Origin of the sequence: Cytobacillus sp. BC1816, assembly GCF_051353635.1 — a bacterium.
In the GTDB taxonomy this organism is placed as follows: Bacteria; Bacillota; Bacilli; order Bacillales; family Cytobacillaceae; genus Cytobacillus; species Cytobacillus oceanisediminis_C.
The window spans coordinates 1,459,823-1,483,564 of the sequence record NZ_CP195611.1 but is presented as its reverse complement, the minus strand read 5'-3'; the positions used below and the strand labels follow the sequence as shown (position 1 = coordinate 1,483,564).

29 protein-coding genes, 1 tRNA gene and 1 pseudogene are annotated in these 23,742 nt (G+C 40.0%); 15 read left to right on the top strand and 16 right to left on the bottom strand.

Annotated features, from left to right (window positions below; genetic code table 11):
* Positions 1–7: 7 nt before the first annotated feature.
* Positions 8–571 (bottom strand): HAD hydrolase-like protein, encoded by a 564-nt coding sequence (locus ACR42H_RS07860; RefSeq protein ID WP_113883287.1) that lies wholly within the window; start codon positions 569–571, stop codon positions 8–10.
* 195 nt (positions 572–766) lie between these two features.
* Between ACR42H_RS07860 and ACR42H_RS07855 the strand changes: the two genes are divergently transcribed.
* On the top strand, positions 767–1,003 hold the full coding sequence (locus tag ACR42H_RS07855; RefSeq protein ID WP_009331127.1) for a helix-turn-helix domain-containing protein: 237 nt from the start codon (positions 767–769) through the stop codon (positions 1,001–1,003).
* Between the two features lie 156 nt (positions 1,004–1,159).
* Complete coding sequence (locus tag ACR42H_RS07850) at positions 1,160–1,492, top strand: hypothetical protein (protein WP_113883288.1); 333 nt, start codon at positions 1,160–1,162, stop codon at positions 1,490–1,492.
* Positions 1,493–1,620: 128 nt separating this feature from the next.
* Here the strand turns inward: ACR42H_RS07850 and ACR42H_RS07845 are convergent, their stop codons facing one another.
* Genes ACR42H_RS07845 through ACR42H_RS07835 form a run of 3 tightly spaced genes read right to left on the bottom strand, consistent with a single transcriptional unit; the run spans position 1,621 to position 4,637 of the window.
* A complete protein-coding gene (locus ACR42H_RS07845; protein WP_436375416.1) occupies positions 1,621–2,349 on the bottom strand; it encodes an exonuclease domain-containing protein in 729 nt (242 codons plus the stop codon).
* Positions 2,349–3,332 (bottom strand): DUF294 nucleotidyltransferase-like domain-containing protein, encoded by a 984-nt coding sequence (locus ACR42H_RS07840; RefSeq protein WP_436375414.1) that lies wholly within the window; start codon positions 3,330–3,332, stop codon positions 2,349–2,351. Before ACR42H_RS07840 ends, ACR42H_RS07845 begins: the two co-directional genes overlap by 1 nt.
* Before the next feature lie 36 nt (positions 3,333–3,368).
* Complete coding sequence (locus ACR42H_RS07835; protein WP_436375412.1) at positions 3,369–4,637, bottom strand: ammonium transporter; 1,269 nt, start codon at positions 4,635–4,637, stop codon at positions 3,369–3,371.
* A gap of 280 nt (positions 4,638–4,917) precedes the next feature.
* Between ACR42H_RS07835 and ACR42H_RS07830 the strand changes: the two genes are divergently transcribed.
* Both ACR42H_RS07830 and ACR42H_RS07825 read left to right on the top strand, forming a co-directional pair.
* Positions 4,918–5,112, top strand: a complete 195-nt coding sequence (locus tag ACR42H_RS07830) for an alpha/beta-type small acid-soluble spore protein (RefSeq protein WP_113883292.1) — start codon at positions 4,918–4,920, stop codon at positions 5,110–5,112.
* 97 nt (positions 5,113–5,209) lie between these two features.
* Positions 5,210–5,335 (top strand): hypothetical protein, encoded by a 126-nt coding sequence (locus tag ACR42H_RS07825; RefSeq protein WP_258549822.1) that lies wholly within the window; start codon positions 5,210–5,212, stop codon positions 5,333–5,335.
* Between the two features lie 58 nt (positions 5,336–5,393).
* Here ACR42H_RS07825 and ACR42H_RS07820 read toward each other — a convergent pair whose 3' ends face one another.
* The 5 genes from ACR42H_RS07820 to ACR42H_RS07800 all read right to left on the bottom strand — a co-directional run bounded on the left by ACR42H_RS07820 (position 5,394) and on the right by ACR42H_RS07800 (position 10,776).
* Positions 5,394–6,314, bottom strand: coding sequence for a COX15/CtaA family protein (locus ACR42H_RS07820; protein ID WP_113883293.1), 921 nt, complete (start codon positions 6,312–6,314; stop codon positions 5,394–5,396).
* Between the two features lie 161 nt (positions 6,315–6,475).
* Positions 6,476–7,585, bottom strand: a complete 1,110-nt coding sequence (gene menC, locus ACR42H_RS07815; protein ID WP_436375409.1) for an o-succinylbenzoate synthase — start codon at positions 7,583–7,585, stop codon at positions 6,476–6,478.
* A 12-nt stretch (positions 7,586–7,597) separates the two neighbouring features.
* Positions 7,598–8,416, bottom strand: coding sequence for a GNAT family N-acetyltransferase (locus ACR42H_RS07810; protein WP_436375407.1), 819 nt, complete (start codon positions 8,414–8,416; stop codon positions 7,598–7,600).
* Between the two features lie 74 nt (positions 8,417–8,490).
* Positions 8,491–9,873, bottom strand: a complete 1,383-nt coding sequence (locus ACR42H_RS07805; protein WP_436375405.1) for a YjiH family protein — start codon at positions 9,871–9,873, stop codon at positions 8,491–8,493.
* A gap of 48 nt (positions 9,874–9,921) precedes the next feature.
* Positions 9,922–10,776, bottom strand: a complete 855-nt coding sequence (locus tag ACR42H_RS07800) for a MurR/RpiR family transcriptional regulator (RefSeq protein ID WP_436375403.1) — start codon at positions 10,774–10,776, stop codon at positions 9,922–9,924.
* A 353-nt stretch (positions 10,777–11,129) separates the two neighbouring features.
* Between ACR42H_RS07800 and ACR42H_RS07795 the strand changes: the two are divergent.
* Both ACR42H_RS07795 and ACR42H_RS07790 read left to right on the top strand, forming a co-directional pair.
* Positions 11,130–11,470, top strand: a pseudogene (locus ACR42H_RS07795) (PTS transporter subunit EIIC); the annotation flags it as partial.
* A gap of 110 nt (positions 11,471–11,580) precedes the next feature.
* Positions 11,581–11,907 carry a hypothetical protein gene (locus ACR42H_RS07790; protein ID WP_436375401.1) on the top strand — a complete coding sequence of 109 codons (327 nt, stop codon included), beginning with the start codon at positions 11,581–11,583 and terminating at the stop codon, positions 11,905–11,907.
* 237 nt (positions 11,908–12,144) lie between these two features.
* On the opposite strand, the gene ACR42H_RS07785 is transcribed toward ACR42H_RS07790, so the two are convergent.
* The 3 genes from ACR42H_RS07785 to ACR42H_RS07775 form a co-directional block, all read right to left on the bottom strand.
* A complete protein-coding gene (locus ACR42H_RS07785) occupies positions 12,145–12,315 on the bottom strand; it encodes a GNAT family N-acetyltransferase (RefSeq protein WP_243856206.1) in 171 nt (56 codons plus the stop codon).
* Between the two features lie 48 nt (positions 12,316–12,363).
* Entirely contained in the window at positions 12,364–13,338 is a 975-nt protein-coding gene (locus ACR42H_RS07780) for a proline dehydrogenase family protein (RefSeq protein WP_436375398.1), read from the bottom strand.
* A 198-nt stretch (positions 13,339–13,536) separates the two neighbouring features.
* Positions 13,537–13,609: transfer RNA gene (locus tag ACR42H_RS07775), tRNA-Val, on the bottom strand.
* Positions 13,610–13,855: 246 nt separating this feature from the next.
* On the opposite strand from ACR42H_RS07775, the gene ACR42H_RS07770 reads away from it, so the two are divergent.
* The 5 genes from ACR42H_RS07770 to ACR42H_RS07750 all read left to right on the top strand — a co-directional run bounded on the left by ACR42H_RS07770 (position 13,856) and on the right by ACR42H_RS07750 (position 16,492).
* Complete coding sequence (locus tag ACR42H_RS07770) at positions 13,856–14,620, top strand: SurA N-terminal domain-containing protein (RefSeq protein WP_436375396.1); 765 nt, start codon at positions 13,856–13,858, stop codon at positions 14,618–14,620.
* A gap of 166 nt (positions 14,621–14,786) precedes the next feature.
* Entirely contained in the window at positions 14,787–15,401 is a 615-nt protein-coding gene (locus tag ACR42H_RS07765) for a YczE/YyaS/YitT family protein (protein ID WP_113883300.1), read from the top strand.
* A gap of 110 nt (positions 15,402–15,511) precedes the next feature.
* Positions 15,512–15,730: a hypothetical protein gene (locus ACR42H_RS07760; protein ID WP_035327332.1), complete on the top strand. Its 219-nt coding sequence runs from the start codon at positions 15,512–15,514 to the stop codon at positions 15,728–15,730.
* Positions 15,731–15,923: 193 nt separating this feature from the next.
* Positions 15,924–16,205: a hypothetical protein gene (locus tag ACR42H_RS07755; protein ID WP_436375394.1), complete on the top strand. Its 282-nt coding sequence runs from the start codon at positions 15,924–15,926 to the stop codon at positions 16,203–16,205.
* Between the two features lie 8 nt (positions 16,206–16,213).
* Positions 16,214–16,492: a hypothetical protein gene (locus tag ACR42H_RS07750; protein ID WP_436375392.1), complete on the top strand. Its 279-nt coding sequence runs from the start codon at positions 16,214–16,216 to the stop codon at positions 16,490–16,492.
* A gap of 67 nt (positions 16,493–16,559) precedes the next feature.
* Here ACR42H_RS07750 and ACR42H_RS07745 read toward each other — a convergent pair whose 3' ends face one another.
* The 3 genes from ACR42H_RS07745 to ACR42H_RS07735 all read right to left on the bottom strand — a co-directional run bounded on the left by ACR42H_RS07745 (position 16,560) and on the right by ACR42H_RS07735 (position 20,167).
* Entirely contained in the window at positions 16,560–18,518 is a 1,959-nt protein-coding gene (locus ACR42H_RS07745) for a TRAP transporter permease (RefSeq protein ID WP_113883302.1), read from the bottom strand.
* Positions 18,508–19,038: a DUF1850 domain-containing protein gene (locus tag ACR42H_RS07740; RefSeq protein ID WP_113883303.1), complete on the bottom strand. Its 531-nt coding sequence runs from the start codon at positions 19,036–19,038 to the stop codon at positions 18,508–18,510. Before ACR42H_RS07740 ends, ACR42H_RS07745 begins: the two co-directional genes overlap by 11 nt.
* 136 nt (positions 19,039–19,174) lie before the next feature.
* Positions 19,175–20,167, bottom strand: coding sequence for a TAXI family TRAP transporter solute-binding subunit (locus ACR42H_RS07735; protein ID WP_258747481.1), 993 nt, complete (start codon positions 20,165–20,167; stop codon positions 19,175–19,177).
* Positions 20,168–20,435: 268 nt separating this feature from the next.
* Here ACR42H_RS07735 and ACR42H_RS07730 point away from each other — a divergent pair, with 268 nt between their 5' ends.
* The 4 genes from ACR42H_RS07730 to ACR42H_RS07715 all read left to right on the top strand — a co-directional run bounded on the left by ACR42H_RS07730 (position 20,436) and on the right by ACR42H_RS07715 (position 23,079).
* Entirely contained in the window at positions 20,436–21,161 is a 726-nt protein-coding gene (locus tag ACR42H_RS07730) for an alpha/beta hydrolase (protein ID WP_113883305.1), read from the top strand.
* 192 nt (positions 21,162–21,353) lie between these two features.
* A complete protein-coding gene (locus ACR42H_RS07725) occupies positions 21,354–21,872 on the top strand; it encodes a YjcG family protein (protein ID WP_436375389.1) in 519 nt (172 codons plus the stop codon).
* Between the two features lie 6 nt (positions 21,873–21,878).
* A complete protein-coding gene (locus ACR42H_RS07720; RefSeq protein ID WP_113883307.1) occupies positions 21,879–22,301 on the top strand; it encodes a GNAT family N-acetyltransferase in 423 nt (140 codons plus the stop codon).
* Between the two features lie 103 nt (positions 22,302–22,404).
* Positions 22,405–23,079: a DUF421 domain-containing protein gene (locus ACR42H_RS07715; protein WP_436375386.1), complete on the top strand. Its 675-nt coding sequence runs from the start codon at positions 22,405–22,407 to the stop codon at positions 23,077–23,079.
* A 179-nt stretch (positions 23,080–23,258) separates the two neighbouring features.
* On the opposite strand, the gene ACR42H_RS07710 is transcribed toward ACR42H_RS07715, so the two are convergent.
* The gene (locus tag ACR42H_RS07710) at positions 23,259–23,543 is read right to left on the bottom strand and encodes a hypothetical protein (RefSeq protein ID WP_113883309.1); all 285 of its coding nucleotides are present in this window, start codon (positions 23,541–23,543) and stop codon (positions 23,259–23,261) included.
* Positions 23,544–23,742 lie beyond the last annotated feature (199 nt).

Sequence of the window (23,742 nt, the reverse complement as noted above, 5' to 3'; positions counted from 1 at the left end):
GAATGCTCTATTTTATTATCTTATTAAAATCCCTATAGTGACTCAAATAGTAATCTGCTCCTGGAGTATTATTCTGAAAGAGGCAAGTCCTTATGCCAAGGTCCTTTGCCGGCAGAATGTCTATTTCCCTGTCTCCAATTGCTAAATCCACTTTATGCTTCTCATGCAGAAATTCATATGAAGCGGTGTGAGGCTTGCGGGGATAGCCGTCATCTCCTGCTACCATATCGGTAAAGTATCCATCTAAATTATGGAACTTCAATATAGATAGAACATCATCTCTTTCCTTATGAGTCATAATAACATTCTTATCAGCCTGCTTTAATACATGCTCAACCCCAGGAAAAGGCGTTAAATCTTCGGGCTGGAGCTGTCTCGCCATCTTCCTGATTGCTTTAATTTGTTCATCATTTAAGCTGAAATGTTCAAATGCATCGCTGAATGAAACCTTTAACTGCCAAAAAATCTCATCTTCCGAGATCTTTTCATCCCCCATTACTTCCCTGAAAATCGCTGTGTAAGCTGGGTATGTATCAAACAAAGTGCCGTCAAAATCCCAAAGTATATTCAACACGCAAAGCTCCCTTCAAACTCCTTTTTATCCCCTTATTTTAGTAATTATACCTGCAGCCAATCTATTAACCTGCTTTTCCATTGTAATTAAATTACTTTGACAAACCTATAGCACAATGCTAATTTAATAGCTATAAGACTAAAAAAATCTTGCCCTGATAAAATAGGGAGAATTTTTAAAGGATGAATATGAATGAACAAAGAAATTATTAAGCTAATCAGAAAAAGCTATAACATGACACAGCGTGATTTCGCAAGAGTTGTCAGCTGCAGCTTCTCTCTAATAGCTCTGGTTGAGGTAGGCAAGAGAAGAGTAACAGCTGATCTTGAAAATAAGATCAAAATTGCTTTTGACCTCGATGACCAGCAGATGCAATCACTCACTTCCCTTGTTTCAGAAATCAGCAAAGGCGTCCCCCCCTTCATGTAAAAACAGATGCGGCTGTTTAAAGACCCTCCCTTCTATGATGATACCGATCACAAATTAGCAGCAGGCAATTAAAATAGGCATTTGCCGTGTCTCTCCGCCCATTTATGCATAAAGTATAAGGAGTTTTAGGATTTTTGCATATAAGGAGAGTGCCCAATGTATCCATATGGCTATTATCAAGGTTATCTTCCTCAGCCAGCAGCCCACTTCACCCCTGAATATGAATTTCAGCAGTTCGAACAATATGATTCTGACAGACAGCCACAGCAGCTCGAAAGAAGGGTTACAGCTTTAGAAAGGCAAAATCAGGACCAATCCAGAGAGATTACACGGCTGAACAGGCAGCTGGTAAATTTGGCTGACCAGGTTAAAATGCTGAACCAGACCGTTGACCGCCATACACGAAGGCTTAATCGGCTGAACCAAAGGCTAAGAGCAGTTGAGAATAGACTTAACATCCCTTTTACTCCTTTTGACGGGGAATTCTAAGGGAGAACATTGTGCTTTTTGCTGTGAGCCTTAGGAATAACAAATTTGCCCCAATCTCATAGTGATTGGGGCTTTAACTTATCTATTGATTTACACGCAAACTTTGGCAGTGTTAGGCCATTTTCTTCTTAGTTAAACCTTGCTATACGTTCGTAAACCTCTTTTAAGTTGGAGCATCCTAATTTATGAACTTCCTCGATCAATCGGCACCATAAGAGAGCTGTAAGCTTTGCATCCCCCAGCGCATGATGTCGGTCTTTAACAGGGATGCTATAAAATTCACAAAGGTCTTCTAATCTCCAGAATGATTTATTAGGATCAGCTATTCTGTAAAGGAAAGAAGTATCTAATATCCTATACTTGAATGGCGTACGGAATAGCTTCCAGCAGCTGTGCTGCATAAAGCTTTTTTCGTGATTCGCATGATGGGCTACAAGCGGCATATCCTTCACAAATTCAAGGAAGCTAATCAACACTTCTGAGAGTGGAGGAGCTTTTTCTAAAACAGCTTCAGATAAACCCGTCAGCTCCTTAATTTCGTTTGAAAGTGGCTTTTCAAAACGGACAAGTGAATAAAAACTGTCTTCACTGACTTTCCCTTTAATAATTTTAACCGCACCAATCGATATAATCTGATCCCCTTTATCCGGATAAAATCCAGTTGTTTCAATATCAAAGACAGCCACATTCAAATTTCCGAATGGAATAGCCATAGAATCGGTATTCTCCAGTTCCCTCTGCATTTGCCTTATAAAAGCCATTTGCTGCGGATTTTGACCATTCATCCCACCAAAAATATTCGTTTGAAGTTTACCTTGAATACCTCTGACAAATTGAACAAAAGGATGGAATCCCATCAACCTGCACCCTTTTCAATGGCCCTGATCACAAACTGATGAAGCTTTTTGCCATCCTTTAAAATATTTTTCAATTCATTTCTTTCAGATTTTGATAAGGATTTCAGCTGAATGTAGTGGGTATCATCATAAGCATCTGTTTGCCTGTAAGACTGAAGTCTCCATTTTAACAAAGCAGCAAAATTACTTGTATATTTACCCATTTCCTCATCATAGCCATCCATTTCTTTGAGCTTGCTCATTCGGGCAATAGTGGAAGTCTCCAATACCCCTTCTTTGACAGCAAGAATTCTAACCGCATTTACATATGGTATAAATGCGGCATATTTTAGATCCAACTCTCCTTGATGGCTCCCCTTTTCCTCTGTCAGAAGCTGGCCGAATGGACCAACTGATTTTTTTATATGCATACTGGTCTCCATCATCCTGGTCAGCAAATGAGGTCTTTTTTGAATGTTCATGTGGATAATGGACTTCAATTCACCTATATATCCCTCCTCGCCTGCAAGCACTCTGCTGTCATAGAAAATGTGGAGATTTCTTATCGTCTGCAGACTCTCCTCCTGCATCCATGCTTGGATCTGTCTTTTCCATTTAGATATGGACTTGCACCACAGCGGATTTGAACTCATCACATTCCCTTCGCAATAGGGATATCCAGCTGCATGCAAACCTTTTGAAATTTCCTCCCCCAGCTGCAAAAAATACGCTTCTGCTTCATCCTCTTCCGGTTCAAACACCAATCCATGGTCCTGGTCACTCAGAAAGCCCTGTTCCTTTCGCCCGCCGCTCCCCATCGTAAACCAGGCAAACTTCCATGAAGGTGATCTTTCTATTTTCAATCGCTCCAAAGCTATGCTAATAACATCTTTCATGATAAGGTCGTGAAATTCATTCAGAGCACTGGCATCATAGCGATATTTTATTATCTGTTCCTCTTTCCACTTTTTTAGGGTTTGATAAGAATTAAATGATGATTCCATTCAGGCACTTCCTTTAAAAGAAAGCTCGATTCTTGCTTATGAGCTTAAACTTTTGTTTTCCTCAGCCATGAAGACTTCCGGATATCCGTAGCTTCCATGTTCACTTAAATCTAATCCCATAATTTCTTCTTCTTCTGTTACCCGAAGTCCTCCCAATACTTTCTTGGCAGCAGCCAAAATAATGAAGGATACAGCAAAAGCATAAAGACCGGATACAGCTACACCCATGAACTGAACCCCCAGCTGTTCAAAACCGCCCCCATAAAACAATCCAGGCTTTCCGACTGATGCCAATTCAGGTGTTGCAAAGAATCCAGTGGATAATGTCCCCCAAACCCCAGCTGCACCGTGGACAGATAGTGCAAAGATGGGATCATCAATTTTCCTCTTTTCAAAGAAACGCACACTGTAGAAAACAAGGATCCCTGCTACAAACCCTATGACAACAGCCGCCCATGTATCCACAAATGCACAGGAAGCTGTAATAGCGACAAGGCCTGCAAGAGCACCATTGAGCATTGTCGGCACATCGGATTTCCCCATAACTACCCAGGAAATAATCAATGCTGATACGGCGCCTGCTCCTGCAGCAAGATTTGTATTAAGAGCTACAAATCCAAAGAACCCATCTTCCACAGTCAATGTACTGCCAGCGTTAAAACCGAACCAGCCAACCCACAGGATCAGCACACCCAGGGCTGTATATACTTGGTTATGGCCATAGATATTGTTAGCCGAACCGTCCTTGTTGAACTTTCCAATTCGGGGCTTAAGTAAAATAGTAGCGGCCAAGGCTGCCATAGCACCTGTTAAGTGAACAACCGTTGACCCGGCAAAGTCCTGCTTGCCGTGTTCTGCAAGCCAGCCCCCTCCCCAAATCCAATGTGCAACCACAGGATAAACAATTGCGGAAAATAATACGGTGAAAATGAGGTAAACGGATAGTTTTGCACGTTCAGCAAATCCGCCTAGTGCAATCGTGATGGCAATACCGGCAAATGCCAGCTGGAATACGAAGAATACCGAAGATGATAAGCCCATTCCCTCAAGTTCAGCACCTGAGTAAAAGAAATTTGTAAGCCCGACCAGGATATTTGCATTATCGCCAAATATGAAGCCAAAGCCCACTGCCCAAAACACTAATGATGATAAACCAAAGGTAAAGATCGTTTTTCCTGCAATATGCCCCGCATTTTTCATCCGGGTAGAACCGGCTTCCAGCATAATAAAACCGCCAAGCATAAAAATGACTAAAATTGCTCCCAGCATAACCCACAGGCTGTTCATTAAAAATGTGGCATCCAATTGTCATTCCTCCCTATTATTGTTTACAATGTAATAATTAATACAAAAATGATGTTATATTATCTAACATCTTGAAATTTAATCCTTATTTTACTCTAAATTTTACATAAGTCAATCTTTTTTTTAGAAAATTTATAATTTTTATGTTATATTATCTAACATTAATCTTACTATTAGATTAAAATGATTGGAAATTTTATAGTTGCATCTGTCTTTCATTAATCGGTTAAGTTAAAAACGAGCATTAATTTGCTCAAATAATCGTCGGGAGTGTTGTATCATGGCAAGAAACAAACTTTTGGTACCCGGTGCAGAAAATGTATTGGATCAAATGAAACAGGAGATCGCCAATGAGTTTGGAGTTCAGCTTGGTGCTGATACGACCGCACGAGCAAACGGTTCTGTCGGCGGGGAGATGACAAAGCGCCTTGTCGCAATGGCAGAACAGCAGCTTAAAAACCAGCAAAATCAGTAGAGGATGTTTTTTGCTGGACTTAACCGGCCCTGCCCATGGGCCGGTTATTAATAAAATACTTTCACTCAAAAGCTGAATTACCAACGGAGGCATACCTATGACCAACAAAAATGATAACCGCGAAAGAAAAAACAAATATCCTAAAAACCAAAAACAGGATACGGAGTTTTCAAGAGAGGCAAATATCAGAAGCGAAATAACAAAAAAAGATCTGCAAAAATAAACCGTCACACCCAAAAAAAGGCACGTCACTTGACTGCCTTTTTTTGGGTGGTTATTATTCATTCTGAATTTACAAAATACTTCTGATTACGGGTTATTTTCCATGTACTGTTTACCCCTCCTGATTGTGACACAAATACTCTTGCCTCAAAAACAATTGCAAACAACGCTGTCCCAAAAGCAAGGTGGAGAACTGCCCAGGATAATTCAATGTAACTTATAATGGTAAGAACTCCAATAATGATTTGGGTTAAAACAAGCAAGGAGGCAGCCATAAGCCGATTCTGCAGCCCAGCCTCACATTTATTTTTAAATGATAGATATGTAAGAATAAGTATGTAGAATGCCAGAACTCCAGCTAGAATCCTGTGTCCGGTCTGGATCATCCCAGATATGGATACAGGCATTAAACCATTTGCACATTCAAGCCATCCACAGGACAATCCTAATGATTGATGCTTAATATACGCACCAAGGAATAATGTAAGAAGAGTCACAATCAGCAATCCATTAAAATTTTTTTGGAAACTCTTTTGTTTTCTGAATACAGCAAGTGATCGCTGTTCACCAGCATTGCGCCAGATCCAGATTAGCGCAGCCAGGAAAAGCATTGCCACCATCAGGTGAACAGAGACAACTACAGCAGGCAAATCCAGCCAAACGACAGCAGCCCCCAGTAAAATTTGAATTAGTAAAAGCAGCATCAGCACCTTCGAAACTATATCAAGTTCTCGCACCGGATTTGACTTTTGAATACTAAAATACAACACCGCCGTCATTATTCCAAGTACTGCACCGATGACCCTGTGAGCAAACTCAATTAAGGTATCCCCTTCTAATATCGGGATTACCTTACCATTGCATAAAGGCCATTCCGGCCCGCATCCCATGCCCGACTCCGAAGATGCCACATACCCTCCGAATACAATTAGAAAATAGGTAATGACAATTGTTAAAAATGCCAGCCGTTTTACCTTCAAACTCCACACCCCTTATATTTCAATATTTAGAATTTTTCATTCAGTTTATCAAAAGGCGGAATATCTTTCGGTGATATGAATCACAAATTAAAGCGGGCCCTAATGCAATTTTCAACATAAAAAAACCGCCAGAGTTCCCCCTGGCGCAGCTATGCATGTCATTATTTTGAATAAGTACGGCTATAAAGGGTGACATCCTCCATTTTAGAACGATTAGGTTCATACCCTATTCCAGGCCTTTGAGGCACAAATATAAATCCATCTTCCATAATGACTTCAGGACGGATGATATCTTCCTTCCAGTAGTGGGATGATGGGGCCGTATCTCCAGGAAGCGTGAAATTGGACAGTGAAGTAATGGCAATATTGTGCGCACGGCCTATTCCAGCTTCAAGCATTCCGCCACACCACATCGGAATATCATGATCTTCGCAAAGGTCGTGAATTCTTTTGGACTCTGTCAGTCCTCCAACACGGCCGATTTTAAGATTTATGATTCTGCAGCTTCCAAGCTCAATCGCTTTTCTTGCATCCTCAAAGGTATGTATACTTTCGTCAAGGCAAATTGGCGTTTTAAGATGACTTTGAAGTTTGGCATGGTCGATAATATCATCATGATCTAAAGGCTGTTCAATCATCATTAGATTAAACTCCTCCATCCTTTGTAGATGATCAATATCATTAAGTGTATAGGCACAATTGGCATCAGCCATAAGCTGTATTTCAGGAAATTGGGCACGGATGGATTTTAAAATGTGCACATCCCAGCCGGGCTTGATTTTCACCTTAATCCGCCGATAGCCTTCATTTACATAACCTTCAATTTGCTTGAGCATCTTTACTTCTGACTCCTGTATGCCCACACTTACGCCCACTTCTATTTTTTCCTTTACTCCACCTAAAGCTTTTGCGAGAGATATCCCCTTCTCCCGGGCATAAAGGTCCCAGACAGCACCCTCCAGCGCTGCTTTAGCATTAAAGTTTCCCCTGATAGGCCTGAATGCCTCTGAAACATCATCAGGGTGCCGAATTTCTGATGCAAAAAGGATCGGTATTAAATGATCACTCATTATATGCCAATTTGTTTTAACTGTTTCTTCATTGTAAATAGGCTCCATAATGGAAACCGATTCAGCCCAGCCTGACTCTCCGCTTTTTGACTTTACTTCTACCAGAATAAAGTCCTTATCCACTTCCGTTCCGACACTTGTTGTAAATGGATTCAGCAGCTCCATTTTGACGTGCCTTAAAACGACGCTTTTAATGTCCATATTCCCAGTCTCCTAGCAGTATCCCTTTTCTTTTTCCAAGAGATATAAGTATTGGTTTTCCGCCGTTATGTCCCTTATCAAATCCGTTACAATCCAGCCTTTGCTGAGATAATGAATGAATACTTCTTTCGTGCTCTCTCTCCATTTCAAAGCCAATTCAAAATCCCGCTTTTTAATATCCTGAAAATCCCCTGGAACCGGGATAAGAATTTTTTCATTTTCATGAAACAACTGTGTATTTTCAGGAAAATAAAAGCCATCCGACATACCTGTTTCCAATGCCTTCGGCAGAACCTCTTCAGACCATTGACGTTCAGGACATTCCCCTTTAATTCGCCACTCCACTACAAATCGGTCAGATGGTATGCCTGCATTCATATGGTCTGACATTTCACCATAAGCATTTTCGATATATTGAGTGCATACCGCTCCGAGTTTATGCAGATTGAGATTAGCATTAACCGTCTCAAGCGGGTCATATGTCCACGAAATCAGATCATAGCCTTTCTCAAGCGCTGTCTTTTTTTGAGCATTTTTCAGCTTTTCTCCAATCCCGAACGCCCGGTACTCCGCTTGAACCCCAAGGCTGTGAGAGCAAAGATATATCCTTGTGCCGTCAAAGCCAGGAAAGCTGTATTGAAAGCCGATCAGTTCCTCTTCCAGGAAAGCTCCCAAGACAAACCCGCCATTTTTAACCGTTGCCACCGTATGATTAACCGGCACAGCTTCTTCCACACTCCATATGCGGGTTTCAAGTTCGTATACAGCTTCAAGGTCCTTAACTGTGTGAAGGTTTTTAATTGCCAGTGATGTTAATGCTTCTTGCTTCATAACCTTCCCCTTTCCATGAATATCCAAAGACTTTCCGGCCTCTATGCTGCCTTTTTTATGAATGCAATAAAGTTTTAAAAAATAATATGAGCCACAGCTGCTACTATTGGCAGTGTTATCATAGTGCGCAGAAGGAAAATTAGAATTAAATCCTTAATGCTGACAGGCAGATTTGAACCTAATAGCAGGCCGCCCATTTCAGACATGTATACCAGCTGTGTTACGGAGACACAGGCAATAATAAATCTTGTCATTTCACTTTCAATGCCGCTGCCGATGACAGCTGGCAGGAACATATCTGCAAATCCCACCACCATTGTCTGAGCTGCTTCTGCCGCCTCCGGAATTTGCATCAGGGCGAGGATTGGTTCAAACGGCTTGCCAAGAATAGTAAAAGCAGGTGTAAATTCAGCTATTACCAGGGCAACCGTTCCAATCGCCATAACAATTGGCAGAACACCCATCCACATGTCCAAAACATTTTCAACACCTTCTTTTACAACAGCGGCTGCACTATTATTTGTACGCGCTTTCTTAATAGCATTATTGAATCCCCATTTAACAGATGTAGTATGTGAAGGGATATTTGTTTCCGCCTTAAGCTCTGTCCCTTCATATGCCGTATCCGCTTTCCTTGATAAAGGCGGTATTCGAGGCATTACTATAGCTGCCACCAAACCAGCCAGGATAATCGTTAAATAGTAATGAATGAAATATTGCTCTAAGTTTAAATATTGAATAATTACAATCGTAAAAGTAATGGAAACAACTGAGAAGGTTGTTGCCACCACTGCTGCCTCCCGCTTTGTATAATAGCCTTCTTCGTATTGTTTTGTCGTTAACAGGACTCCAATTGTCCCGTCACCTACCCACGATGCCAGACAATCAAGCGAAGAACGCCCGGGCAGTTTAAAAACTGGCCTCATAACTTTAATCAATAATGCACCAAAAAATTCGAGGAGACCGAAATTTAATAGAAGCGGCAGCAATAAACCTGCCAGGAGAAATGTAGTAAATAGTATTGGAATTAAATCATAGATTAAGAGCGCACCCGTATTCTCTGAATATATCGGTTCCAGACCGAACTCAAATAATGTAATAATAGCAAAAACTGTTCCAAGTAAACGGGCTGCCACCCAAAACTTGCTCACATTCAGTAATTTGTTCAGATATGGGCTGTCCAAGATAAAGCCCGGTTTAAAAATTACTGCTATCAGTGAGCCAATTACTGAAAGCGCCATGATAAAAACAGTAATTGAAGGTATGGAATCTCCCAGTAATCCATTAATTTGATTTGCTAAATAAGCAACTGGGATTGTAATTCCATCAGCTCCTTGAATCGGTACCATAAATAGTAAAACCCCGACCAGAGAAGGAATTAAAAATTTTAAATAATCCCCGGTTGTGTAGGATGGCCTTCCCTCCTGCTGAACCATCTTCTTTGATAAACTGCTCATTCATTTTGCCCCCTTTATTTCTGGTATTAACTCCCCTGCTGTTCAAACTTACTCAAAAAACCGCTCTTGTTCAGCATATAAGATTTCCAGTTCCTGCTGTCTTTTTGCAGCTCTTTCATGATCCCGTTCATCGATACCTGCAATCAGCACCTCCAGTAAACTTATTACGGAAGCTGCCGAATGATGTCCAGAATCCATAAGCTCATCCGTAGTAAGCGTAACTTCTGCCAACTGCCCGATTGGCGACAGCTGGCGGTCTGTTATGGCAATAATCCTTGAATCTTGCCTTTCAGCAAAAGATGCAAGCTTTAACGCTTCTTTCCGGTAACGAGGAAAAGAAAAAATGACAACGGCCGATTGATCTGTTAAATCACACACATCCTCAGGAAGAAAACCGTTAGGGCTTGAGATATAAACATTTCCCCTAATTTGTTTAAGCGTGTAATAAAACCAGTATGCTGCGGCAAAAGAGCTGCCAAACCCCCCAACATAAACCCTGTCTGAGCGGATTAATGCATCAATCGCTTTCCAAATTTCCCTTTCATCAATCTGATCAAGCAATTGCCGAAGTATTTTCCTCTCCTGATCAATGACTCTCCTAAACAGGTTCTCTTCCGCAGTATTTTCTATGGAAGAGTCATGTTCAAAGTAATCCACCTGTTTCCCAGCAAGCCACTCTTTTCTTATTCGATCCTGCATTTGGGAATAACCGCTGAACCCAAGTGCGTACGCAAGTCGAATGACCGTTGTCTCACTGACCCCTGCATTTCTCCCAACTTGAAATGCTGTTAATAGAACAGCTTCATCAGCATGCTCCATTATAAATTCAGCAGCTTTCCGCTGTCCTGGCGAGAGTGAGGAATAGCTTTCTTTAATCATCTGGCTCATTGTTTTCTTATCCATGCCGGCTCCTCATGAATAGTGAAGGAAAAACTTCTTATGCAAATTATAAAGCATGAAATGCTTCTCTAACAAGAAGAATTTCCACTATTCAAAATTATTTTTATCTATATTCATCTAGAAATCTATCCTTTTACGTGAAGGGATTCCTTCTTTAAGAGAATTTTAAAGGATGAAATACTTCTTTAGCAAGAGGAAAATGTATTTTTAATAATATTTATTTATTTTTATGCATTAAACTCTAAGGTATTTCTTTTTAGATGGATGATTTGGAAAAATATTATCAAGGGAAATTACTTCGATATCCATAAAAGTTCTAAAAAAAACACTTCACACTAAACGGTTGCATCTTTCCTTTTTCAAATGGAAAGGGCTTTGTGCCCTTCACTGTAATTGGCGGCTAGGTTGGAGCAGCCTTAATCTTATCAATTGTTTGGCCATTTATTTAAGGGTTATTAAAAGATTGCGGTCAATTGTTTGCTACCAGTTATTTCCCCATTTTTTGGCACACTGGAACGATTGCTTCTTCCATTTGGATTGCATCATATGCTGACTGTCCCAATTAAACATTTAGCCTGTCGGAACCTAGAAAATCCTGACAGGCTCTAATGCAGTTTCAACAGCGGCTGGACAAGAACCGCAATGGCTTGCATGGATTGATGACCTGAATAACTTTTTGGCGGCAGGAGATACAGAATTATGCACTGTTGTTAATTTAAGAATTGAGAAATTAGGTTTTGAAGATTACGTATATAAATGGGAGTTCTCACATATCAGCTATGATATATATGAAGAGGGCCTGCAATCATGACCAGGCATGAAATAAATGAAGATCATTCATTTTTCATTACAAATAACCGAGACCAAAAACACTGGAAGACACGAAAAATAGTTGGTATTAAATTAGTTCATCAAGATAGGCCCATCTCCTTCTATACTTGTCATCTCGGCTGGTGGCACGATGAAGAAGAGTCCTATAAATTCCAGGTTGAATCTCTTCTTTCACAAGCCGCAAAGGATGAATCCGCCATTTTAATGAGAGATTTCAACAGCTTCGCTCGTGTCCGCAATGAAGGTTATGACTTTCTGACAGGCAATGGGCTCTACTACACTTATGAATTAGCTTCCAGGTAGGATTCGGGTGTTACTGTTAAAGGAAAGATTTTCGGCTGGGAGGACATTAAACATGATATGCGGATTGATTTAATTCTTTCGGCTCAGCCTATCCAGCCGAAATATTCACGGGTTATTTTTAACGGCACACACAAACCAATCATTTCAGATCATTATGGCGCTGAAATTGAAATATAGGCAAAAGTCCCTGACAATACTGTAAGGGACTTTTTTTACACTTTTAGCTTATAGATGGGTTCAGGATGGAAGGCCTGAAAGATCTCCTGTTGGTTCAAAACCAACTTTCGTATAAACACGAATAGCCGGCTCATTCTCCTTGATGACTAATAGGCAGATTTCATCACAAGCATACATCTCTTTCATTTCCTCTATCACAAGTCTAATAGCCGGTATACCGTACCCGTTCAAGACAAAAAAGCCTCCCTGCTTAAGTAAAACAGGGAGGCTTTCGCAGTATTATTTTTTCCGCTTCTTTGTCAATCTTCCTAATAGGAAAGCTCCTGCAGCCACACCAATCACAGTATTGGTTTTCTTATTAAATACCTGCTTGGCAACAAGATTTAAATTCTGCGGCCTTTCAGCCAGGCGCCTCATGAAGTAGCCGTACCAGTCATTTCCAAATGGTACATACGTACAGAAATTATAGCCTTCACCAGCAAGCTTCAGCTGCATATCCTTGCGGAAGCCATAAAGCATTTGAAATTCAAATTTCTCTTTAGGGATATTGTTAGCCCTTACAAAATCTTTTACATGATTAATTACTTTATGGTCATGTGTTGCAATAGATGTAAATTTGCCATTCAGCAAATGCCATTCTATTAATTTTATAAAGTTAGCATCGATGTCACTTTTTTCCTGATAAGCAATTTCTTCAGGCTCCTTATAAGCCCCTTTTACAATTCGCAAGCGGAAATCTTTATATTTCATTAAATCTTCTTCAGCATCCAGGAAATAGGCTTGTATAACTGTACCTATGTTATTATATTCTTTAGATAATTCATCCAGTAAATCAAAGGAAGGCTGCAAACGCTTAGAGTCTTCCATATCCATATTCACAAAAATACCATAATTGCTTGCTCTCTCTACTATCTCCCTAACATTTTCAAGACAGAAAGAGTAGTCGATATCCAGGCCTAATTGGGAAGGCTTTAAAGATATATGTGCATCCACCTGATTTTCATGAATGGCCTCTATCACTTCAATTATTTGTTTCTTCGCTTCTGCCGCCTCTTCCTTTTTATATACAAATTCCCCGAGGTTATCGACAGTACAAGAGATGCCATGAGCATTAAGCTCTTTGATGCTTTGAATTGCTTCATCTAAATTTGTTCCCGCAACTACACTCTGCGCTCCCAATTTCAACCCATATTTCTTTGCAGCGCTATTCAGCAATTCATTTTGGGAAAGGCCGATAAACAGATCTTTCAACATAGAAATATCCCCTAACTCTTGTAATTTCACAATGAAATTATAGCATAGATTTTTAATAAAAATTATTTTGTGAATTTTTATATTTTATCGATTCCCTATCATAATTTCGTTAAAACATTGCAAGGAGTTCCCAGTTCAAAAACAAAGTCCCTGTAAACAAAAAAAGTGCCTGGCTATTGCAGCCAGACACTTCAAGTATGATTCCGACTGGGTTCGAACCAGCGACCTCTACCCTGTCAAGGTAGCGCTCTCCCAGCTGAGCTACGGAATCGTTATGATATTTCCCTGTATTGGGGACAATATAAAATATACTTCTTTCTTTCATAAAAGTCAATACCTTAATTTCAACCATAAACTATAAGGTTATCAGGTTTAAAACGAGATTACATTCCCATTACAAATCCTGCATTTATGCCTTAAAGGTATCTTTTTAAGAATTAATGCTTTATAATGCCCTCTATATGATTCTTTTGTTAGCTGAATCAAACCACACAGGGTTACGGAAGGAGAAATTTTAATGAAGAAACTAATGTATCCCTTTTTACTAGTATTAATATCTGCCGTTTTAGCTGCTTGTGGAGCTGATGATGAAAGCAAAAGTGCAGATAAAAAAGAGGAAACGAAAACAGCTGAAACCGACCAGCAGGACCAGCAAAAGCAAATGGAAGAAATGAAAAAGAAAATGGACAAACAAAAGCTTGATGAAGAAAAGACTGTTGCAATTGTTAATGAAAAGAAAATTCTCGGCCGCGAGTATAACAGTGTGCTTACTTCATCACAAATGATGTATCAGCAAATGGGACAAGACCCTACTACCAAAGATGCTGCAAAGAAAATCAAGGAGCAGACACTCGACAGTCTAGTCGGCCAGACACTTCTTCTCCAGGAAGCCGACAAAAAAGGCTACAAAGCTTCTGATGAGGAAGTCAAAAAGCAGCTGGAAGAAACAAAAGGACAATTCAAGGACGACAAGGAATTCGAAACAGCAATGAAACAGGCTGGCCTTAACCCTGACTCATTAGAGAAGGAAATTGCCAACAATATTAAATATACGAAATATATTAATGGCGAGATTAAACCAGGAGAAGTTACAGATGCTGAAATTCAGAAATTCTATGATGAATATGCCAGCCAGGGTGGTGCTGAAGGACAGGAGCCCCCTAAATTGGAGGAAGTAAAACCTCAGATCAAGCAACAGCTTGAACAGCAAAAACAGCAGGATATGCTGGTTAAGCATGTAGAAGAATTGAAGAAAAGTGCAAAAATCGATATTAAGGTTTAAGTATTTTTAAAGCAGTTCCCATATATGGGAGCTGTTTTTATATGTTAAGGATTAAAAAATGTGCTATTCCTATACTGGACTGTTTGGAATACTAAATAATTTTCTTCCTTTTCTTTCCCTTGAGAATTTATTTAAATACGGTAATATGTATTGGGGAGGATGCAACATGATTAAACATACAACACTCATTCAAATAATTGCAGGATATTTAATTCTCACTCTCGGTGTCTCATTAATTATCTTATCCAACCTTGGTGCAGGTGCCTGGGACACTGTTTATGTTGGCCTGTTTAATAAGTTCGGTCTGACAATTGGAACATGGTCATTTCTGGTCACAGCATCTCTTATATTTTTTAATGCTCTGCTGACCTGGGAAAAGCCCCAGTTTAAATCATTTATTGGAACCATTTTAGCGAGTGCGGGGATCGATTTTTGGATGGAGCTTGTTTTTAGCGGCATCACAGTTACAAACTTATCCCTTCAGATCCTTGCCTTCATTACAGGCGTCTCATTACTTGGCTTCGGGGTCTCTATATATATCCGTCCTCAATTATTCAGCGGCCCCATTGATGGATTAATGATCGCAACTGCCAAAAGGCTCAATATCAGCATTAAGACTGCACGTATAATTAATGAATTTCTAGCATTGGCCATTGGCCTTATCTTAGGCGGTCCCGTTGGATTAGGCACATTGTTCGTAGCCGTCTTTTTAGGCTATGCCATACAATACGGCACTGTTTTGCTTAATCACTTGAAAAACAAGGGGTTAAAGATTATTTAAAATGACTTCATTTGTGAAGTCTTTTTTTATGCGAACAAATTTTCGTATTTTGCTTGAAAAAGAACGCACGTTCGTATATAATGTAAATAAAAGTAAGGAGGGATTTCTATATGAAAGGAATTCTTTATCGAGCTATGGAAGAGAGAAAGCCTGTGGAAATCATTTATCTCTCCAAACGCAATTCATTTACACAAAGAAAAATATTAATCAAAGAACTTCGAGGCAGCACGATTTTAGCCTATTGTTTATATAGAAAACAAATGCGCATCTTCAACTTGAACCATATCATGTCCATTTTGCCCGAAAAGAAAGCTCGCCAAATCAGCTAAAAGGAGCTTTCTTTCAAAATATTTCATTTTATTCATTCAAAGCCTGTATTTCACTTGGGGAGTACGGCTTTTTACTATGCTCCTTTCCTTCTCCGATTATTTGGTCTTCATCCGGGTATACACTCTCTAACCGGGATTTGGCCCTTAAATAATTTAAACTGAAGAAAGGAAGTATTTTATTAAAAGCAACTCATTGATTGCTGCTTTGTGTTCAGCAATCCTTATACTGGCAGGCTGTAATCAGAGTGAAGAGCAAATTGTCGAGGATGAAGACAAAAATAATCCTTCTACGGAGGAACAGCGGGAGGAAACAGAGAAAGCTCCGGAAGATAACAAAAAGATAACTGAAGAGGTTGGTTTAGGAGACATACGGGACCTTTTCACAAAGGCTTATGAGGAAAATAAAATAATGATGAAATTGCCCGCTTCAACGGAGACAGTATGCTGGAAGAGTTTGAAACGCATCGTGCAATAAAAGTTGAGATGCAATTTAAAAATATGGAAAAAGATATGAGTAATGAAGAGGTTCTTGCTTTTATCGAAAAACGCATTCCAAAAGATGCTGAAGAAGTTAACAGATTTAAAGAAGATAACAATCAGCGTGAGATCATTGAGTATAAAAGCGAACTATTAAAAGAACCCCTCCGTTATGAAGTATATGAAGGAGAAGAAACAGGCACATTCACTGTGTTATTAACCAGCAGCGAAGAAGAATATGTTAATACAACCCTTTCAATCGGCCATAGCGATCAGGGGGCCTGAAAGTCTAAGGATGCAGAAGCAAAAAAGGAAGGATCTCATCATGTGAGCATCCTTCCTTCTACATTTATTAAGCTGTTTGAGGCTTTGCCTGATCGTCTTTTTTAATGAAAACCTGCAGTGCTATCAACAGGATAAAAATAACTAATCCAACAATGTCAGTTACCCCTTCAGGATATATTAGCATTAGTCCGCCTGCAATTCCCAGCAGCCTTTCAATAATATTTAATTTACGCAGCCAGAAGCCAATTACGCCAGCCCCAATTGCCATCATACCTGCCAAGGCGGTGAATACTACCCAGATTAAGTAATACCAGGTTGTATCAATCATCAATAACTCAGGTGAAAGGACAAACATGTATGGAATAATAAAAGCTCCGATAGCAAGCTTGGATGCTGTTACTCCTGTCTTTATCGGATCTCCACCGGATACGCCCGCCGCCGCAAACGCTGCAAGAGCAACTGGCGGTGTGACATCTGCCACAATACCGAAGTAGAAAACAAATAAGTGAGCAGATAAATCAGGTACACCCAGCAAGATGATCGCAGGGGCGGCTATTGTTGATGTAATAACATAGTTTGCAGTTGTTGGTGAACCCATTCCCAGGATTATCGCTGCAACCATTGTCAGCATTAGAGTCGGAATCAACAGACCGCCTGAAAGATCAAGAAGACCATTCGCCATCTTTAATCCAAGACCTGTCTTTACAACAACTCCAACAATTATACCTGCCGCAGCTGTTGCTGCAGCAACGCCCAAAGCGGTGCGCGCACCATCAACCAAGGCATCGATAGCATCTCTGAATCCAATGCGCGTTTCCTTGCTTATCATACTTACTGCAACCGTAATTACAATTGACCAAAGAGCAGCACGTATTACACTCATTCCGCTCATTAGCAGGATGATAACTGCCAAAATAGGCAGCAGCAGATAAATCTTTTTCAATACTTCTTTACGGTTAGGCATCTCTTCATCTTTCAGCCCTCTGAGACCTACACGTTTTGCTTCGAAGTGAGTCATGATCCAGACCCCGGCAAAATATAGAAGTGCCGGAATAGCAGCTGCCTTTGCAATATCCCAGTATGTAATGCCGCCGCCAATAAACTCAACCATCAGGAATGCAGCAGCACCCATGATTGGAGGCATAATCTGGCCGCCGGTTGATGCAGTCGCTTCAACTGCGCCAGCGAACTCTTTCTTGTACCCAAGCTTTTTCATCATTGGAATGGTGAAAGATCCAGAGGTTACTACGTTAGCTACGGAACTTCCGCTGATAGTCCCCTGGAGAGCACTTGAGAAAATGGCCACTTTCGCCGGTCCGCCAGTTCTCTTTCCGGCGATGGACACAGCCAAATCATTAAAATATTGACCTACACCCGTTTTTACAAGGAATGAACCAAATAATAAGAATAAAAATATAAAGGTGGCAGATACGCCTAAGGGGGTACCCAGGATCCCCTCTGTCGTAAAGAACATGGTCTGCACCAATCTTTCTAAATCAAGACCGCGGTGCGCTAAAAATGCCGGCATATACGGCCCGAACATAGCATAGGCAAGAAAAATGACGGCAATAATGGTAATTGGAAGTCCAACTGCGCGCCTTGTCGCTTCCAGAACCAGAAGTACTGCAATTAATCCTACATAAAAATCAATCTCGGTCAGACGGCCAGCTCTCATGACAATTTCATCAATAAATAGAGGCCAATAAGCTCCGACAGCAATACCCAGTATAGCTAAAATGATATCGTACCAGGCAACTCTATGCTTTCGGCCTCTATCTTTCTTCCTTGCAGGGAATAATAGAAATATTAGGGCTAAAGCAAAGCCTAAATGAATCGAACGCTGCAGCTGGGCTGTAAGCATTCCGAAAACCCCTGTATATAGATGGAACAGTGAAAATGCTAAAAGCCCAAAAAAGACGATCCAGCCTAATACTCCTCCTAATTTCCTTGTACCAGCCTCTGGATCGTATTTTTCCAGCAATTTTTGCTGTTCCTCAAGAGATAATGTTTCTCCTTTATTTTCCAAGGATATTCACTCCTTTCAACACCTCGAATAAGTTTATTTTTTTTGCCTTTATCCGTACCCATGTGCCAGGTTCGATATAATCTGCAAGGACATATTCTTCGCCCTGCAAAATCAATCTGTGATTCGCTCTGACCTTACCCAGCCTTAAGTCAAATGAAGGAAAAACCCTTTTCATATTCTTAATATAATATTTGCCGTCCTTTTGTTCAAATGTTTCTCCATCTGAAGCATTCTCAGGCATGCCGATGGCAAAATCCTCATACATGAGTTCGAACAATTTAATACTTCCATCCTCGGTTATAGTATAGCTTTCTACAACATCTGTAAGGTGGATGGAATGTGTATACTTTATCTTAAAGGTTCTGTCCTCTTTAATCGGGAAATAAGCAATCACCTTTCCTTTGTTTTGATACTCAAAAACAACTGCCTGCTTAATGGGTATGAAGAACATGATTGCGATGGTAATGATTACGAGGAGTGCCAGGACCGCTTTTTTGTTCCCTGGCTTATTAAATTTCATGAAACCTCCACCTAAAAAATATTGTCAGCTTTTACAATTGATTGCCATTTCATTTTAAAATTAATTGACCGGCGCAATAACCTTATTAGGTTTTACAGCCGGCCAAATTTCATCATTGGATTATGTTATTGAAAGATTATTCAGCTTTAAAGCCTTTTTCGTCAAAGTACTTTTTAGCACCAGGGTGCAGTTCAATGCCAGTACCCTTTACAGCATTTTCAGCCTTAATCATTTTTCCTTTGGCATGTGTAACTTTGTCAAGATTCTCAAAGATTGCTTTCGTAACATCGTAAACTACATCCTCTGAAAGGTCATTTGAAACAACAAGCATTGCCTGTACTGCTACTGTTGGCACAGCTTCTGCAAGCTTATATGTTCCAGATGGCACTTCATCTTGTACATAGTAAGGATATTTTTCGATTAATGCATCGATTTTATCCTGTTCAATCGGAACGATCACAACATCTTCAGTTGCAGAAAGTCCTTCAACAGCACCTGTAGGAGTTCCAGCTGTAACGAATGCTGCATCAATATTGCCATCCTGGATTCCGGCAGTTGACTCATCAAAAGAAAGATCCTGCTTTTGAATGTCATCCAATTTGATTCCGTGCACTTCAAGAATCTGTTCTGCATTCGCAGCAGTTCCTGAACCAGGAGCTCCGATTGAAACTTTTTTGCCTTTTAAGTCTTCAACAGATTTAATGCCAGATTTTGCAGTAGTAACGATCTGAATCGTTTCCGGATAAAGCGTGCCGATCGCACTCACATTATCCACAGCTGCACCTTCAAACATTAATTTTCCTTCTTGTGCATATGAAGCAATATCTGTTTGAGAGAAAGCAATCTCAGCATTGCCATCTTTCAGTGTGTTCATGTTCTCTGCAGATGCACCTGAAACTTCAGCATTTGTATCAATGCCTGTAGCATCAGAAATAATCTCAGCGAATGATCCGCCCAGCGGATAGTATGTACCGCCTGTTCCACCAGTTACGATGCTCATGAATTTAGGCTTGTCTGCGCCGCCTTCTCCATCGCCGCCGCCTTCATCTTTTCCGCCGCCGCATGCTGCAAGAACCATAGAAAGCGCTAACAGAAGAGCTGTGGCTAGGAATATACTTCTCTTTTTCATCCTATTTCCCCCTTATAAAGATTAGATTTTATCAATTATATACTAACATAAACCTTATCTGAATTGTCAAATGATCCTTCCCTACTTTTAAAATTTGCCGTTAATTGTCTTTTTGAATGCTGATTCACCCTCTCTGTGAATTTTATCCAAAATAAAGCGGCATGCCTCATGCATGAGAATGCATGTAAAAAGCAATTCCTATATATATATGATAAAATCTCATTGTAAACTCTTACATAACACATTAGAACTAAACGGAGGAACAAAAATGATGGATTACCCTAGAGGTTCAATACAAGATATTGCAATCGAAAGCAAGGAACTGGGCGAAGAGGTTGAACTGCTCATTTATTTGCCCGCTTCCTTTTCACCTTTATATAAATACACAGTTGTTATAGCCCAGGATGGTAAAGATTACTTCCAGCTTGGAAGAGTCGGACGCATAGCGGATGAATTATTAAACAAAAAAGAAATTGAAAATATTATCATTGTTGGAGTCCCTTATAAAAACGTCAAAGACAGATGGAAGAAATATCATCCGGACGGTGAACAGCATAATGCTTATATTCGTTTCCTTGCACACGAACTGGTTCCATATCTTGACCGTGAATTTCCTACTTATCAAATGGGAATGGGACGTGCCCTTATGGGAGACTCACTTGCGGCAACTGTTTCATTAATGGCAGCCCTGCAATACCCTAATACTTTTGGGAGGTTAATTCTTCAATCACCTTATGTTGACACCTCCGTTACAGAGGCAGTGCAGGAATTTACGCAGGCCCACCTTCTTAATATTTATCACGTTATCGGGAAAGGCGAGACATCTGTAAAAACCACAGGAGGTGAAGAGAAAGATTTCCTTACACCAAATCGGGATCTTTCCAGTTTGTTTAAGCAGAAACAATTCCCTTACTTCTATGATGAATTCGATGGCGATCATACATGGACATACTGGCAGCCTGATTTAAAAAGGGCGCTAAAGTCTATGTTTTAACTTCAGAATTGTGTAAAAAGACCTATTCATTCGCTATAAAAAGATTATCTTGACATACTGTTTTTTATTATGAAAAAAGGTATAATTATATAATGAATTTAGAAAATTTGCTATAATAGACCAACCAAGTGTTTTTCATTTCATTTTAGCCTGCCAGTTATAAAAAACATTAATGAACATGGAGGTTGTTGTATGAACACTAATTACGGCATAGTTATTTTCCCGTCAAAAAAATTGCAGGATTTGGCCAATTCTTATAGAAAGCGGTATGATCCGCATTATGCTTTAATTCCTCCGCATGTAACATTAAGATCGCGCTTTGAAGCATCTGAAGAAGAAATAAAACAGCTGACGGAAACACTTCATGGAATAGCTGATAAACACGAGCCATTTCATATTAATGCTACAAAAATCAGCTCTTTCCAGCCTGTCAACAATGTCATTTATTTTAAAATTGAGCCTTCAGCCCAGCTTGAAGAGTTACATATTGAACTGAATGATCATATTAGCGGCGATACACCTGAATATAATTTTGTTCCCCATATTACCATCGGACAAAAACTCTCCAATGATGAACATTCCGATGTATATGGGAGCTTAAGAATGCAGCCTGTTAATCACGAAGAGGTTGTGGATCGTTTTCATCTTTTATATCAGCTGGAAAACGGTTCATGGACCGTTTATGAAACATTCAGGCTAGGAAAGGAATAGTGAAAAGTGGAAGTAAAAGTAGTCTCATCTGAACAAGAATTGCATGATGCCTTCTCAGTAAGGAAACAAGTTTTTATCAACGAGCAAAATGTTCCCGAGGAAGAGGAAATCGATCAGTTCGAAGACGAAGCAGTCCATTTTGTACTATATAATAATGGCATGCCTGCAGGTGCCGGAAGATTTCGTACAGTTGACGGCAATGGCAAAGTGGAAAGAATATGCGTTCTGAAGGAGAACCGTCAGAGCGGCTCAGGAAAGGCAATAATGGATAAAATTGAAGAGCATGCTAAGAAACAAGGCTTGCCTGCCTTAAAATTAAATGCCCAGACGCAGGCTATCCCTTTTTATGAAAAGCTGGGCTATCAGGTAATCTCGGAAGTATTCATGGATGCCGGGATTCCCCACCGTACAATGAAAAAAAAGATATAACGGACAAGCTTCTGCCAGGATGGCAGGAGCTTTTTTGTATGCAATAATTTTGGGACAATCTGCAAATACTATTCCAGATACAGCATTTTAAGGAGTGGTTTGAATGGAATATTTACATATCATAAGTGTACTTGTGATAGGATATATTTTCTTATTTATTATGGCAAAACTCCTGGGAAAAACTCAGATCACACAGATTACTCCTTTTGATTTTATCTCTGCCATCGTGTTAGGCGAGCTGGTGGGTAATGCCTTATACGATCAGGAGACTGGAATCCCCGAAATATTCTTTGCTGTTGCTGTATGGGGGACTCTCATTTACGCAACAGAAATCCTTACCCAGAAATTTAAACGGGCACGCAAGCTTCTTGAAGGTGAGCCCTCTATTGTTATAAAAAAAGGAAGAATCGTCTATGAAGAACTGAAGAAAAACCACCTTGACCTTAATCAGCTTCAGCACCTCCTCCGTTCAAAGGACGTCTTTTCTATTAGGGAATGCGAATATGCCATTCTTGAAACAGATGGAACGGTCAGTGCATTAAAAAAACCTCTTTACTCAACCCCAACCATTGGGGATTTAAAACTCCCTATAAATAAGATCGAGCTGCCAGTAACTTTAATTTTAGACGGAGAAGTGATTTGGGATAATCTCAAAAGCATCAATTGGGATGAAACAAACCTTATCCATGAAATTAAAAGCAGCGGCGCCAATAATGTCAAAGATGTCTTATATGCAGAGTGGAAAAAAGGAGAGGCTTTGCACGTGCAAACGTACTGAGCCTCTCCTTCTTTTTATTGGTTAGAAACTGCTTTAGTTTAGATAACTGTCTAATAAGGTTTCGGCAGCTTAACCATCGCAACTCTTAAAAGCGGCAGCTTTTAGGAGGCCGCCTACCACCTCGAGGTGTCGGGGGTGAGCACCAAGGGAAAGCTTCCTTGGATGCGCTTCCGCTTTTCCTATATGCATTCACTAATATAGCGGCCTTTACCCGTCAGCTCGCCGTATGTTTCTTCTGCCTTCTTTCTGGTGCTCCGTGTTTGGATGTCAGCCCGCTGCTGAGAATTTAATTTGGTTAGCCTTCTTTGAATATTAAGAGGAAGCTCATGACGAAAATCTTTTGAATTGGATTGTGCCGATATTTTGGCAACTGGCACGAAATGAAATGGATCATATTTTGTGTCAATCTCTCTTTCTGCATACTGACTATATTGATATGAAGTTACAGGTAAAATGTAGCCCATGAATGCTCCCCTCTCTTTTCTCTATGTATGTGATTATTAAAGGTATACGAAACAATATTTACTTTTATGTACCCGTTTACATAAAATTTTAAACAGAAAAGCACTTTAGAATCCTTTGCCGGTTTGTTATGATAAAATTTGTCTTGTTGTAAGGAAGATGATTAATAATTTAAACTCGGCAATTTATAAAAATGGGGTA